The organism is Psychrobacter sp. 1U2, assembly GCF_051847575.1.
The window spans coordinates 1-14,721 of record NZ_JBPYDC010000002.1 but is presented as its reverse complement, the minus strand read 5'-3'; the positions used below and the strand labels follow the sequence as shown (position 1 = coordinate 14,721).

General features: G+C 43.7%; 11 protein-coding genes and 3 tRNA genes. 8 read left to right on the top strand and 6 right to left on the bottom strand.

The features are described from left to right. Position 1: 1 nt before the first annotated feature. The gene (locus ACS8FD_RS01270) at positions 2 to 1,735 is read right to left on the bottom strand and encodes an NAD(P)/FAD-dependent oxidoreductase (RefSeq protein ID WP_439274061.1); all 1,734 of its coding nucleotides are present in this window, start codon (positions 1,733 to 1,735) and stop codon (positions 2 to 4) included. 67 nt (positions 1,736 to 1,802) lie between these two features. Beyond that, positions 1,803 to 2,540: an SDR family NAD(P)-dependent oxidoreductase gene (locus ACS8FD_RS01265; protein ID WP_439274060.1), complete on the bottom strand. Its 738-nt coding sequence runs from the start codon at positions 2,538 to 2,540 to the stop codon at positions 1,803 to 1,805. Positions 2,541 to 2,990: 450 nt separating this feature from the next. On the opposite strand from ACS8FD_RS01265, the gene ACS8FD_RS01260 reads away from it, so the two are divergent. The 5 genes from ACS8FD_RS01260 to ACS8FD_RS01240 all read left to right on the top strand — a co-directional run bounded on the left by ACS8FD_RS01260 (position 2,991) and on the right by ACS8FD_RS01240 (position 6,597). Then, positions 2,991 to 4,193: a pyridoxal phosphate-dependent aminotransferase gene (locus tag ACS8FD_RS01260; protein WP_439274059.1), complete on the top strand. Its 1,203-nt coding sequence runs from the start codon at positions 2,991 to 2,993 to the stop codon at positions 4,191 to 4,193. A 303-nt stretch (positions 4,194 to 4,496) separates the two neighbouring features. After that, a tRNA-Asn gene (locus ACS8FD_RS01255) sits at positions 4,497 to 4,572 on the top strand. Between the two features lie 321 nt (positions 4,573 to 4,893). Next, positions 4,894 to 4,969: transfer RNA gene (locus ACS8FD_RS01250), tRNA-Asn, on the top strand. Positions 4,970 to 5,232: 263 nt separating this feature from the next. After that, positions 5,233 to 5,565 (top strand): CopG family transcriptional regulator, encoded by a 333-nt coding sequence (locus ACS8FD_RS01245; protein ID WP_439242644.1) that lies wholly within the window; start codon positions 5,233 to 5,235, stop codon positions 5,563 to 5,565. A 300-nt stretch (positions 5,566 to 5,865) separates the two neighbouring features. Further along, positions 5,866 to 6,597 (top strand): hypothetical protein, encoded by a 732-nt coding sequence (locus ACS8FD_RS01240; protein WP_439274058.1) that lies wholly within the window; start codon positions 5,866 to 5,868, stop codon positions 6,595 to 6,597. A 123-nt stretch (positions 6,598 to 6,720) separates the two neighbouring features. On the opposite strand, the gene ACS8FD_RS01235 is transcribed toward ACS8FD_RS01240, so the two are convergent. The 3 genes from ACS8FD_RS01235 to ACS8FD_RS01225 form a co-directional block, all read right to left on the bottom strand. After that, a tRNA-Ser gene (locus ACS8FD_RS01235) sits at positions 6,721 to 6,811 on the bottom strand. Between the two features lie 62 nt (positions 6,812 to 6,873). Further along, positions 6,874 to 8,049: a type I glyceraldehyde-3-phosphate dehydrogenase gene (locus ACS8FD_RS01230; RefSeq protein WP_439274057.1), complete on the bottom strand. Its 1,176-nt coding sequence runs from the start codon at positions 8,047 to 8,049 to the stop codon at positions 6,874 to 6,876. A 130-nt stretch (positions 8,050 to 8,179) separates the two neighbouring features. Further along, complete coding sequence (locus ACS8FD_RS01225; protein WP_439274056.1) at positions 8,180 to 10,117, bottom strand: AAA family ATPase; 1,938 nt, start codon at positions 10,115 to 10,117, stop codon at positions 8,180 to 8,182. 265 nt (positions 10,118 to 10,382) lie between these two features. Between ACS8FD_RS01225 and exaC the strand changes: the two genes are divergently transcribed. The 3 genes from exaC (at position 10,383) to ACS8FD_RS01210 (ending at position 13,547) form a co-directional block, all read left to right on the top strand. Further along, positions 10,383 to 11,909, top strand: a complete 1,527-nt coding sequence (exaC, locus tag ACS8FD_RS01220; protein WP_439274055.1) for an acetaldehyde dehydrogenase ExaC — start codon at positions 10,383 to 10,385, stop codon at positions 11,907 to 11,909. 97 nt (positions 11,910 to 12,006) lie between these two features. After that, the gene (adhP, locus tag ACS8FD_RS01215) at positions 12,007 to 13,035 is read left to right on the top strand and encodes an alcohol dehydrogenase AdhP (protein WP_439274054.1); all 1,029 of its coding nucleotides are present in this window, start codon (positions 12,007 to 12,009) and stop codon (positions 13,033 to 13,035) included. Between the two features lie 182 nt (positions 13,036 to 13,217). Next, complete coding sequence (locus ACS8FD_RS01210; protein WP_439274053.1) at positions 13,218 to 13,547, top strand: DUF779 domain-containing protein; 330 nt, start codon at positions 13,218 to 13,220, stop codon at positions 13,545 to 13,547. A gap of 9 nt (positions 13,548 to 13,556) precedes the next feature. On the opposite strand, the gene ACS8FD_RS01205 is transcribed toward ACS8FD_RS01210, so the two are convergent. Continuing rightward, complete coding sequence (locus ACS8FD_RS01205; RefSeq protein WP_439274052.1) at positions 13,557 to 14,582, bottom strand: NERD domain-containing protein; 1,026 nt, start codon at positions 14,580 to 14,582, stop codon at positions 13,557 to 13,559. Positions 14,583 to 14,721 lie beyond the last annotated feature (139 nt).

Sequence of the window (14,721 nt, the reverse complement as noted above, 5' to 3'; positions counted from 1 at the left end):
TTTATTCATTGTCATTGCTGCTAAGAACTCTAGCCAACAGACCGCGCTTTTTTTGTTTGACGGTCGTTGATCCAGGTGTCTTTGCGGTTAGCGACGAAAGATACTCTACTAACTCTTGATTAGTATCTGCGCCCAGCAGTTGGCGATTTTTTAGCTTACGAGCAGCTTGATCGGCTTTGATCGGTATGTCTTTATAAACAAAAGGTGTATACGCCGCCTCACTATCCGGCAAATGACTGACGTCAACCTCGTCTTTAATATCAACATGGCTACCCAAAGACTGACAAACGCGCAAACCACTACGAACGCCATCTTCATGAAAGCCATTGAACCAATAAGCACCGCAAAAATGCGTATGAAGGCCACTGTTAGAGATAGTCGACCACTGTTTTTGCGCCTCTATCATCGGCTTATCAAACACCGGATGGCTATAATCAATCGACTTGATAATTTGTGCAGGGTCAATCTCATGATTAAGAGTCACTAAATAATTATGCTGCTTAGTCAGCCTTTGTAAAATATTCATGTGATAAGTGAGTACCGGTTTCGCTGAAGTTTGCTTGGCTGTGTTATCTGTCTTGTCATCGGCATTGAGCAAATAATTCCAACTCGCCCAAGCCAAAGGCTTGTTCGGTAAGACACTAGTATCGGTATGCAGCACTGCAGTATTCGGAGTAAAGCGAAAATGACTTAACACTGCTGACTCATCATCACTCGCATCCTGCAAAATCTTCAAGGCGGTATCCGCGTGACAAGCAAAAACCACTTCATCAAAATCTAAACTTGCACTAACGTTACTTTGATCATCATCAATACTATTGACAACTAAATGAACTTTACCATCCTTCTGATTACGAGTGACAGACTGCACGGGCGAATTGACTCGGACTTGCCCGCCTTTTTTTACGAAACGCGTCATCAGCTTGTTGACGTACTGTTTTGAGCCACCTTTGATGGTGAACCACTGCGGGCGATTGACTACATTGAGCAAGCCGTGATTATCAAAGAACTGCGCAAAGAACACTAAAGGAAAGTCCTGCACATCCTCCAAACTCGTTGACCAAATGGCCGATACCATAGGCAGTAGATAGTTATCGGTAAACAATTTACCGTAGCGTTTACTGGCTAAATAATCGCTCAAGGTTTGCTGAGTATAACTAGTGACCTCTTGACCTTGACTGCGAGCCGCTTCGAAATCCTGACGTAGCTGCTTCATCTGCTTATTGAACTGCAATATATCTTGTACAAAGCGCCAAAACTTCGGATTAATGATATTTTTGCGCTGCGATAACAAGGTATTAAGGGTATGGCCGTTATATTCAAAGTTGCGTGCGACGTTTTTAACCGAAAAGCTCATATCTGTCGATTGAAACGGCACCTGCAAGTCATGCAATAAGCGGAAAAAATTCGGATAAGTGCGCTCATTAAAGACAATAAAACCGGTATCAATCGCACTTTTTTCTATCTGGCTTTTTTTACTAAACCTAGACTTTGACTTTCTGCCCTCTTGTAGCGTCACATCGATGGTATTCACGTGTCCACCGATATAGTCATTAGCTTCAAAGACGGTAACGTCGTGCTCTTCTACCAAATAATGCGCGCAAGTTAGTCCTGCAACGCCTGAACCAATAATAGCGATACGCTTTTTAGTTTGCTTTTGAGTGCTGGTATTTTCTTTTTTTGCACGAGTAGCAGCAGTTTTTGCTGTTACAGACCTACGGCGAAAAAACGGCATGCATAGTATCCTGAAAAGTTTAATTATATTTACATAGCTTATTCTCTTTATATAAAGAGCTAACTGACTACTTTTTATTGAGCTGCTTACTTACTTGCTGCCATGCTATATCCGGTAATGTGCCTAAAGTTTTTAGCGGCAGGGTTAGTTTTTTAGGAAACTCAATGACTTCATGCTCTGCTGCAATTCCATCACGAATGGCTTGACTGGCTTGCTCAGTAGTCTGCAAAAACGGCATAGGGAAATCGTTTTGCTTAGTCATCGGTGTATCGACAAAACCTGGTACTACTAAACTCACGGCTACCTCATGCGGCGCTAGGCTGATTTGTAAAGTTTTCATTAAGTAATGAATCGCCGCCTTTGAGCTGCCATAAGCTTCAGCACGAGCAAAAGGCACATAAGCCGAGGCTGAGCCTAGCCCGACTAGTCGACCTTTTGAAGCGATCAGTTTTGGTAACACGCCTTCGATAGCGTGCGATAACGTACCCATATTGACTGACATGACCTTCATAAAAGTTTCGCTGTCAAAGTTCGGCATATCTAAATACTCGCAGGCTCCTGCGCAGCAAATCGCCAGATCGACTTGATCAATCTTCTCAAAAGCTGCTATGACAGCTTCTCTATCCATCAAGTCCAAATCTATGGGCGTCGCACCTAATTCTTTTAGCTCCGCTAAGGCGTCATCATCACGGCCCACTGCGTAGACCTGTTCATCATTTGCTAAATAATCTTTTGCTAATTGCATGCCAATGCCAGAAGTGGCACCAGTGATGACAATATGACGTTTTTTGGTCGAAGTAGTCATGGTTATTATCCTTAGCTAATATGATTGTAAATGGATTATTAACTCATAGTTATTTTGGTAATACTTGAGTTTATAATAGCTAAATAATACAAATAAAAGGTGTCGTTATTGTTGTAACTTCGCAAACGCTAAAAAAATTTAGTTATAGATAGCTTTGTAACTAGAACTTATCAAAAGACGTTTTTTATTTCTGACGATAAGAGTGAATAAATCCACGCTCTAGTTATCATTACTTAGAGTCAGACACTATCAAAAGTCGTAATTTTTCTGTTACTAGTGTGGTAAGACAGCTTACTATTGACATGCTACAATAAAGTCGCTAAACGTGCTTATTAGAGCGTATTGGCACAGCGATAACTCTATTTTTATAATGATACTTTTAACAACGACTAATAACGACGATTTAATAACGGCATTTCTACTTCTATTCAGATTTAATAAGGATTTTTTATGAGCGAGCTGCAACTATCTGACCGCGTTAATGGCATCAAACCTTCACCAACTCTTGCTATTACCAACAAAGCCAAAGAGCTAAAAGCGGCTGGTAAAGACATTATCGGTTTGGGCGCAGGCGAGCCAGATTTTGATACCCCAGAACACGTCAAGCAAGCGGCGATTGAAGCAATTAACGATGGCTTCACTAAGTATACTGCTGTTGACGGTACCCCAGAGCTAAAAAAGGCGATCATCGAGAAGTTCAAGCGTGATAATGACATCAGTTATGAGCCAAATGAAATCCTAGTATCGGTAGGCGGTAAGCAGTCCTTCTTCAATTTAGCGCAAGCCTTTATCAATCCTGGCGACGAAGTCATCATTCCAGCACCGTACTGGGTCAGCTATCCTGACATGGTGCTTATCGCTGAAGGTAAGCCGGTTATCGTTGAGTGCCCTGCTGAGCAAGACTTCAAAATTACCGCCGAGCAACTAGAAGCCGCCATCACTGACAAAACTAAAATGCTAGTGCTAAACAGTCCTTCTAACCCTACTGGCATGATCTATACTTTAGATGAGCTAAAAGCGTTGGCTGAAGTACTGAAGAAGCATCCGCAGGTTTATGTGGCTTCAGACGATATGTATGAGCACATCCGCTGGACGGGAGATAAGTTCTACAATATCTTAAACGCCGCTCCTGAATTAAAAGAGCGCGCTATCATTCTAAATGGCGTTTCAAAAGCTTATGCCATGACCGGCTGGCGCATCGGTTATGCAGGCGGTCCTGCCAAGCTGATTGGCGCGATGAAAAAAGTTCAATCGCAGTCCACCTCTTGCCCAACCTCTATCAGCCAAGTAGCAGCGACTGCCGCCATTAGTGGCGATCAAAGCGTCCTAGCGCCAATGGTCGATGCTTTTGAGAAGCGCTGCGACTTAGTCGTCGATGGCCTAAACGCTATTAAAGGCATTACTTGCCTACGCCCAGACGGTGCATTCTATGTCTATCCTAATATCAAGCCACTTATCAAAGCAGCTGGTCTGTCAACTTGTACAGAGTTTTCAGAGTGGTTACTAGAAAAAGTCGGCGTAGCGGTCGTGCCTGGCGATGCTTTCGGTCTAGGCGGCTTTATGCGTATCTCTTATGCCACTGATGAAGCGACTTTAAAAGATGCCCTAACGCGTATCGAAAAAGCGGTAGCGGACTTAGATGTCGCAGAATAATTAGCGAACCTAAAAGCAAGCAGTATTTAGCAAATTTGATGATTTAGCAAAAAGACGTCTATCAAAGACGTCTTTTTTGTTGCTACCGCGTGCTAGTCAACCGTGTAAAATACTAAGGCGCATCCTAGCCTTTGTAGGAATAATGAGCCCTAATTCTGCTGATTTAGCTAAAATTTGCATTAAAAAATAAAAAAGGCTTGACCTATTTTTTATCTTTGCTAGAATACGCTCCACTTAGCAGCAACTCATTGTCTAAATAAGTGGTTGTTAAGCTCGTTATGAGCATAAACACTCATAGCTTATTCCTCAATAGCTCAGTTGGTAGAGCGTCGGACTGTTAATCCGTGTGTCCCTGGTTCGAGCCCAGGTTGAGGAGCCAAATTTTTGACTTTTATTCAGTCAATAGTTAGTTATTCGCGAACTTTTCAATAACTGGCTGGTTTTTTGTTGAATCACTTTGATTCAATTATGGCATTTGCCAAGACCCTCATCTTTTTGGTGAGGGTTTTTTTATGATTAAAGCGCTATACTTTTAGAGCCTTCATAGCATTTTTTAGAGCCTTCACATAAGGTTTAAAGAATTTAAAAATATTGCGCTTAAAGGTTGACAGTCCTAAGCGACTTGGCTAAAATATGCCACACATAACGCGAACTACCTAGCAGATACTGCTAATTTAAGTTTATAGTTATACCCTTTTATTCCTCAATAGCTCAGTTGGTAGAGCGTCGGACTGTTAATCCGTGTGTCCCTGGTTCGAGCCCAGGTTGAGGAGCCATATTCTATAAAGAGGCCTTCATCATGATGTGATGGGGGCTTTTTTATGTGCGCTATTTTTATGGCTTAGCTATTTTTTTGAGCCATTTTATTGTATGGTAAGACAAATAGCTTGTTTATACAGATAACGTGTTTTAGAAAGTTTTGTTGCTAGTGCTCATGACTACTATAGACTCACTGCTATTATTAGGGCTGCACACTATAAATTTAGCTAACGTTTTTCTTAATATTTTTATCCCTACTCACTAAAAGTAATGGTTTATTATGATACCTGTACGCATAAAAAATAAATTCTCTGATCACCCACAAAAAGTCATGCGTCCGATTAGCATTCGCCTCTCTGAGGAAATGATTGAGCTATTACAGTCTACCTCTTCAGAGCTCGGCTTTAAACGTATTCAAGGGCTCATTCGCCTATATATACGGCAAGGACTAGATCGCGACCATCAGGATTATACTTTGGCGCATGATGAGGTGTTCATTGAGACCTTACGTAAGCGCGGCGTGAGTCAGCGTATTATCGATGAGGCTATTGTCGTGACTCATAATAACAACATCACTCACCCCTTATCTGAGCTACAAGATAAAGATAAATGATGACGGCTACTCTTATCGTTAGCCGATATGACTAACGCCTGCTCAGATCTTCAAAAAGCTAAGTTTGCTTAATCGCGCTTAGCTTTTTTTGTATAACATTTTTGTTAATATATTTTTAGAATGACAACCTTTAAACGCTACTTTTTTTTCTGATTTCTGAGATTCTTTATCGCGAAATGCTTTTGATAAGCAAAATAATTAAACCCACAGCGGACATAAACAAGGTATATTAAAGCTAAGCAGACTTTCACTAATCTGATAATAATAACTATCCGCCCAAACGCTATAAGGAGAGAGGTGATGAAAAAGAGAGGAATAAGGAAGTTAGCAGTTGTACTATTAACGGTCTCACTAAGCATACCCGTTATCAATGGCTGCTCTATGCCGCAAAATGACCCAACTAAACAGACCATTCCTACCGACTCCGATCAGTGGCAAAAAAAACTAGGTAAAACTTTTGAGAAATTATCTGAGAGTGATAGACAGTTGCTGAGCCGCTATATGCTGCGTATGAAACTCAGTGATGCTTATGAGTCAGGCGCTATGCCGCGCACTACCATCGAAAAAGCTTTGATACAGCAGCGCGAATACGAGCGTCTGCATCCTAACAACCCTACTGGAGAAAAAAGCCCTGTCGTGGCTAACACTCAGCGCACCGGTGTCAATGCACAAACTTATCCTGTGGCACTACTACCGGTCAAAACGAGCGATGATGATAGCCTCAATCAGGTCAAACTACAGTTTATGCTCTCTAATCACGGCGACGTTCCTATTGAAAGTTTTAAAGGAACGCTAATGATGAGAGATACCCAGATAAAGGAAGGCAAAGGTTTCAACGTACCTTTAACTCAGTTTACAACACCTATTGACCCTGAACAATCGGGGAAAATCATTATCGAAAGTAGCATAGAAGATATCAATGTTATGCGCGCTATTAGAAATGCACAAAATGTCACGATAGAAATTGATGAGGGGACATTGACTCTTACTAATGGTCAAAAAATTAAATTCGATAAAGCGCTAGAAAAGTAATCGCTGCCAAATGCAATGATGTTGATATTGCCGAAAGGTTAAATACGCTTATAAAAACATGTATTCATAAAAATCACTCATAAAAAAAGCCCTTATCTATTAAGATAAGGGCTTTTTCGAATTTGGCGGAGACGGAGAGATTCGAACTCTCGAAGGGCTATGAACCCTTGTCGGTTTTCAAGACCGGTGCATTCAACCGCTCTGCCACGTCTCCATAGGTGCAATATTATAGCGATATCAAATAAAAATGCAATAGCTGAATCGAAAAAAACGATATTATTTTCGCCATAAGCGTTTCTTACGCGCGCAGACGTTTGTGTGAGCCAAATGCAGGCACATATCTAGCAGTCTATTGGCATAACCCCACTCATTATCGTACCAAGCAAATACTTTGTATTGGTCGCCGACTTGCATCAATTGCTGACCATCGATAATCAGCGACTCAGGCTGATGAATAAAATCGCTAGAGACTAAGGGCTCATCGGTATAGGCCATAACTCCCATTAACGACCCTTCACTAGCTGTTTGGAGGGTTTCTCTTATTGCTTCAATGCTAACCGCTGCACTTTCAAAGACAAAGGTGACGTCAATAGCAGCGACATCAATGGTCGGCACCCGAATAGAATGACCATTAATCTTACCAACCATAGCAGGCAATACGCGCTCAGTGGCCGCGATACTGCTAGAAGTGGTTGGGATAATGTTGTGCCCAGAAGCGCGCGCGCGTCTAAGATCGCGATGCGCTTGATCCAGCACGGTCTGATCCGCGGTGACCGCATGTATCTCCGTCATCATCGCCGAGCGCACGCCAAAGGCTTTATCTAGAGTGGCAATCAAAGGCACTAGCGCCTGAGTGGTACAAGAAACGCTTGAAACAATAGGGAGATCATTAGTCAGCTGCTCAGCATTAACGCCCATCACAATGCACGCCTCGACGTCATCAAAAGGAGCGGCGCCAATAATGACTTGCTTCGCTCCAGCCTCAATGTGCCGGTAAGCTTGTTCATAAGAGCGAAAGTGGCCGGTGCATTCTAGCACCACATCGATACCCAAAGTCTGCCATAACAACTGCTCAGGATTAGCCTCTGAAAGCATACGAATACAGTAGGTACGAGCCTGTTTCGTGATACAAAGCTGAGTGCCCGTGTCAGCAACAGTATCAGTAACAACCTCAGCACTAACGCCAAGATGACTCAGCCGTCCATGAGTGCTATCGAACCTAAGTAAGTGCAGCAGCGTATCAGCCGGCGCTAAATCATTGATAGCTACCAAATGGATAGCATTACCAAGCACCTCAAAGCGCTCTATCAGCGCGCGCAGCACGTTGCGCCCTATACGCCCAAAACCATTGATAGCGACTCTGAGCGGCCGTTTACGCACGCTCGTACTTTCTATTGAGCTCGCCTTGGTCTGGGAAGTTTTGTTTTGACTCGTAGGCTTTACATCAGACATAAATAATATCGCTATAAATATAGAAGATAGAGTAGCTTTAGGGAGTTAGGCTGACGACTCAGTCTAAGTAATGGCTGAACCTAAGTGACAACTGAATTTAAGAGGATGCTAAAGTAGCATTCAAAATAGACTAAGGCGTGATAAATATCAGCGCTAACCGTATCGTATTATAGTCTATCGTTTGCTTGAGCTGCTCATAGATAGGCTTTAGCTTGATACTACCATCATCATTGAAGTCGTTGGGGTTATTAGCGACTTTTATCGCGACATAAGCATTACCCACGGCAGTCATAATCTCATCATCAGGTCGCAGATGATCACAAGCTAGACTCGGATCTTGCGCTTTTAGCTCGCTAATATGACGCATAATCGTCGATTGTGCTAGCTCTCGCGTTTGCGCAATCTCAATGATAGATAGGCTCTCTTCTAATAGCGCTTTTGTCGCTAGCAAGGTCGCTTCGGACTTATCCGCAACTTGGTTGCTAAGTTTTTGCTTTTTATTCTGCTGCGCTTTATCTTGCTCGCGGCGTCTTTTTTGTAGCTTAGCATAGGCCTCAATCACTGCCTGACTAATGGTGCCTCCAGATTTGAGGACAAACTTATCATGACTCTGCTGTAGGCTTTTTTCATCGAGCATAGCATAGTTAGCGTCCGCCTCACTTGAGAGCTCTAAAAAGCGCTTATCTGCGCCGCGAGCGAGCGGGTCGAGCTGCAAGCTCATGGTATTCATACCCAACAGCTTAAGCCCTTCTAATGACTTAAGGCGCGATAAAGCGACATAGCCTTGACCCAGCTCAAAAGTGCGTGACAGATCAATCTCAGCGGCATCTAAAGTCATTCCTTGCGATTTATGAATGGTAATCGCCCACGCTAGACACAGTGGCACTTGCTCATAGCTAGCTAGAACATCACCCGTCTCATCTTCGATGATCCACTCTTCCGGTTCAGCGATAACCTCTCGCCCTGAGTTCAACCTAACCACTGGCATTTTTTGTGCGGATGACGACTTATCTTTTGTTTTGTCTTTTTTATCTTTATCTGCTGTTTTGCTCTCGTCTGCATCGTCGATAATAACCGCTTCATCGTCGGCTATATCTGCTTTGGCGTCGCTTTTGGCTTTATCTTTAGCCCTGCTGTCGTCCACTTTTACCGCTGCAAAGCCAATCAGCTCACCCATCGTGCCGTTTGATACGCCAAGCTCATTATTATTCTTGATGAACATCACTTTAGCGCCTACCTTTAATACCAGCTCATCTTGCGTGCGTACGGTCTTCTTTAGGGTATCTACTAGCTTACTCTCACCAACAGATGAGGCATCAAATCGTCTCATCTCACCATCAAGGGCGGCCAGCTCCTTATCATTGATCTTATTGACGTTGAGGTTATGGGTATAAAGCCGGGTGCGCTTGATATCGACGTCTTGATCAAAGGTGTTCTCAAGCGCCGCAATCGCTTCAAAGCTAACATCTTGGCGGCGGATTTGATTAAGAATATCATCTAAATCTAGACCGCCATCCGCGGCCGCGCTCACTTGCCGATGCTGCTCAGATAGATAGCAAATATGAAAGCCTGCATCGAGCCACGCCTGCGACATAAAGGCGAACTTATCTCGATTACTCTCGCCTTTACTGCCGATAGGCGGCAACTGAAAAAAATCGCCAGCGACAATCACCTGGATACCGCCAAAGGCATTGTCGTTTTTGCGGACGTGTTTGAGGACTTCATTGACTAGATTTAACTGCTTGGCATGCAGCATGGAAATCTCATCAATGATAAGTACCGCGGTTTCTTTGAGTCTATCGGCCAAAAACTGCTTACGGGATAAATTACTCAAATCACGCTCGGACAGCTCATCTTTGATACCGATGCCCGACCAGCTATGAATGGTGGTGCCATTCATATGAGTGGCCGCAATCCCAGTACTAGCCGTCACCGCAACCGGTACTCGCCGTGCACGTAAGTAGTGGATATATTGATTAAGCGTATAGGTTTTACCTGAGCCTGCTGAGCCAGTCAAAAAGACGTTTTGGCCGGTTTTTAGAATATTGAGAGCAGAAGATTGACGCATAAACCTAGACCAATTAACAAAAGATGAAAAAGGCTCAATAACCGGCTTTGAGACGACAAGGAGCCAAATGTTTGGCAGCAATTATAACAGCTACGCACGCTTTGCAAACCATTTTAACGAAGCAACCTTAACAAACCAAAAGTTATGCAAACATAAAACTATTATTATTAAAAGTTGCTATCGCTCTCCGCAAAAGCTCAGTACGATATGAAGATAGCGATAGCTAGAATCAGGAAGATTAACTCACTATAAAAAGGAAAGCTTCATGTTATATGATACCCCTAATACCAAAAATAGCCCTGTTCAATTCCGTGACAAATATGATAATTTCATTAATGGCGAGTGGACCGCGCCTGCCGATGGTGAATACTTCGACAACCCAAGCCCCATCGATGGCAAAACCATCTGCCAAGTAGCACGCTCAAAAGAAGCTGACATCGAAAAAGCGCTCGATGCCGCACACGCAGCAAAAGACGCTTGGGGCAAAACCAGCGTCACTGAACGTGCTAATCTGCTGCTAAAAATAGCGGATAAAATGGAAGCAAATTTGGAAGCGATCGCTATCGCCGAATGTTATGAGAATGGCAAAGCAGTACGCGAAACTTTAGCTGCTGATATTCCTCTAGCAATTGATCATTTTCGCTATTTTGCTAGCGCCATTCGCGCGCAAGAAGGCGGCATCAGTCAGATTGACGAAGACACCGTCGCTTACCACTTCCATGAACCGCTAGGCGTCGTCGGCCAAATTATCCCCTGGAACTTCCCTATTCTGATGGCAGTATGGAAGCTTGCCCCTGCCCTTGCCGCTGGTAACTGTGTGGTCCTAAAGCCCGCTGAGCAAACGCCTGCCTCTATTTTATTTATGCTGGAAACCATTGGCATCGCTGACATTTTGCCAAAAGGCGTTCTCAACGTGGTGAATGGTTTCGGCGTCGAAGCCGGTAAACCGCTGGCCTCTAATCCGCGTATCAATAAAGTCGCCTTCACTGGCGAGACCACTACTGGTCGCCTGATTATGCAGTACGCTAGTGAAAACATCATTCCAGTCACCTTGGAGCTGGGCGGTAAAAGCCCTAATGTCTTCTTCGCTGACGTTATGGATGAGGATGATGACTTCTTGGATAAAGCGGTTGAGGGCTTAGTGATGTTTGCACTCAATCAAGGCGAAGTCTGTACTTGTCCCTCACGCGCGCTGGTGCATGAGAGCATCTATGATGAGTTTATCAAGCGCTGCATCGAGCGCGTCAAAGCCATCAAAATGGGTAATCCGCTCGATACTGACACTATGATAGGCGCGCAAGCCAGCTCCGATCAGTTAGAAAAAATCTTATCCTATCTCGATATCGGTAAAAAAGAAGGCGCGAAAGTCTTGGTCGGCGGTGAGCGCGCCAAACACGACGGCGATATCGCCGATGGTTACTATGTACAGCCGACTATCTTTGAGGGCACTAACGACATGCGCGTGTTCCAAGAAGAAATCTTTGGTCCGGTACTCGCGGTTACGACCTTTAAAGACGATGAAGAAGCGATGAGTATCGCTAACGATACGTTATACGGTCTTGGCGCTGGCGTATGGACTCGTAGCGTACACAAGGCTTATCGTTTCGGTCGCGGTATTCAAGCAGGACGCGTTTGGACCAACTGCTATCACGTCTACCCTGCGCATTCAGCCTTTGGTGGTTATAAGCAGTCCGGTATTGGCCGCGAGAATCATCTGATGATGCTCGATCACTATCAGCAAACCAAAAACATGCTGGTCTCTTATAGTCCTAAAGCGATGGGCTTCTTTTAATCTCATCATTTAACGCGCTTTATGATAACTATCTTAGAGCGCAACTTTAATGCTCCACAAGCATTAAACCTAAAGTGCCATAACAAGGAGTCATGCCATGACTGATAAAATGAAAGCGGCCGTTCTACACGAATTCGGTCAGCAATTACAAATAGAAGAAGTGGACATCCCAACCCCAGGTGCAGGCGAGATTGTTGTCAAAATGCAAGCTTCTGGTGTTTGTCATACCGATTTACACGCTATTGAAGGCGATTGGCCAGTCAAACCTAGTCCACCATTTATCCCTGGACACGAAGGCGTTGGTATTATCACGGCTGTCGGGGATAATGTCCATCATGTCAAAGAAGGCGACCGTGTCGGTGTGCCTTGGCTATACTCAGCCTGTGGTCATTGCACCCATTGTTTAGGCGGTTGGGAAACCTTATGCTTAAAACAAGAAAACTCGGGCTATTCGGTCAACGGTAGCTTTGCTGAGTACGTACTAGCTGATGCCGAATACGTTGGTATTATTCCTGAAAGCGTGGACTCTGTAGAGATTGCCCCTGTCTTGTGCGCAGGTGTCACTGTCTATAAAGGCCTAAAAATGACGGATACCAAGCCTGGTGATTGGGTAGTGGTTTCAGGTATCGGCGGCCTCGGTCACATGGCGGTACAGTATGCTGTGGCTATGGGACTTAACGTTGCTGCGGTCGATATCGATGATGAAAAGCTAGCGTTCGCCGAAAAACTCGGTGCCAAAGTCACTGTTAATGCCAAAAACACAGATCCTGGCGAGTACCTACAACAGGAAATCGGCGGCGCTCATGGCGTGCTAGTCACAGCGGTATCCTCTACAGCGTTTGAGCAAGCACTAAGCATGTTGAGACGTGGTGGTACTTTGGTCTGTAATGGTCTACCTACAGGCGACTTCCCAGTTTCTATCTTTGATACGGTACTAAATGGCATTACTATTCGCGGCTCAATTGTCGGTACACGTCTCGATCTGCAAGAGTCGTTAGATATGGCGGCTAAAGGCAAAGTGAAAGCGACCGTTGCCGCTGAACCACTCGAGAATATCAATGATATCTTCGATCGTATGCGTGATGGCAAGATCGAGGGTCGTATTGTGATTGACTATGCAATGTAGTGATTAACAGGTAGCATTGCGATGTTATATCAGTATTGCTATCACTTGTCATTGAAACTCTAAAAAATGGTCGTATTGTTTTTGATGCCATACTATTAATAGTATGACTAAGAACAATGCGACCTTTTATGTTATGACAGGAAAATTTTGGAAAATCTTAACTAAAAGACAAGGAGTACACTATGAAACTCTCAGCAACAGAGTCTTGCGTTGAATTAATCGAACTCTTAAAGTCCAAGCATGGTGACTTGATGTTCCATCAATCAGGGGGCTGCTGCGATGGTAGCTCGCCAATGTGCTATCCGCGAGGTGAGTTCAAAACTGGCGCTCAAGATGTGCTCATCGGTGAGCTAGCGGGCTGTCCGTTTTATATGGGTAAAGCGCAGTACAAGCTATGGCAACATACTGACTTAACTATCGATGTGGTCGATGGTCGCGGCGCCAGCTTCTCATTAGAGATACCTGAAGGCAAACGCTTTATCGTGCGCTCTGAGGTGTGTACGGTGGATTAATATCTTAAATTATCTCTCATTCTTATTATTATTCACTACCCCTCGGCACTTAGGAAACTGGCTACAACCATAAAATGTCTGACCTTGACGCGCGCTTTTTTTGGCAACCCGCTGAACCATCTCACTCTGACATTTTGGACAAATAACAACGGGATCAGTAACGACTGGATCTTCAGCTGTCTTAACTGCTGCAACTGTATTCATTTCAGCTTGAGTTTCGATGTGAGCTTCAGATACTGGCCATTCAAACGGTGTGATATAAAAAACCTCTTCTTCTATAGCATTAGGCGCTACAAAAGGCTCATCGGCTTTTACGGTCTGACCTGACCAGCCTGCAACTTCCCTGCTCTGTAACGTATCTGTTTTATTAGGTTTAGTAGACATTTTTTGTCTATGAGAAACTTCTACTTCATCTTTGGACTGTGAGGCAGAAAGTGGTTTAGAAGTTGAATTTTTTGAGCTACTGCTATGCTTGTCTTTGAGATAAGCTTTGTGCGCTCTATTCGTTCGCCAAGATTTACTAAAGCGGTTATTCTCAATCTGCTCTACAATCAACTTAACCTCATCTTCGGTTAAAATAACTTCCTGCTTTTTCTTCACATAAGACGCCATACCGCTAGTTAAGACGTTTTCAGGCAAAGTATCACGAGTTTTTAGCTCACATTCCCCAATGAATGCAATTATCGAATGAAAGTAGCTTAACTCTAAATCAAGTAAATCCGCTAAGGTCTTTATATGTAGATAATTTTGTCTGAGTGGATTTTGGAATTTGTACTTGCGACCATTTGCAAAGGCTTGCGTCCACTGGCGCTGCTTCTCATTACCATATATCCAGCCTTTATAGTTTTTGGTTTCGATGACAAAGATGCCGTGTACCGAGACGATCACATGATCAATCTGAGTACTACCACCATTTGCAAGTGGCAAGGTTATATTATTTAGCCGATGATAAACCTCTTTATCAAGCTTAAGCCACATAGCGACGTTGATAACGGTCTCACCGAGGATACCTTTAAAGCTGGACATCATAGACATCGTTTTTATCTCTACTTATCAGTATAAAGCGCTTGAATAAAACCTTAATAATACAACATAAGTGAACCGCCCCGACTTTATCGGAGAGTGTTTTACTTGAGTCAGGCAGCAATGCCTGACAGGGTTAAATTATCATAAT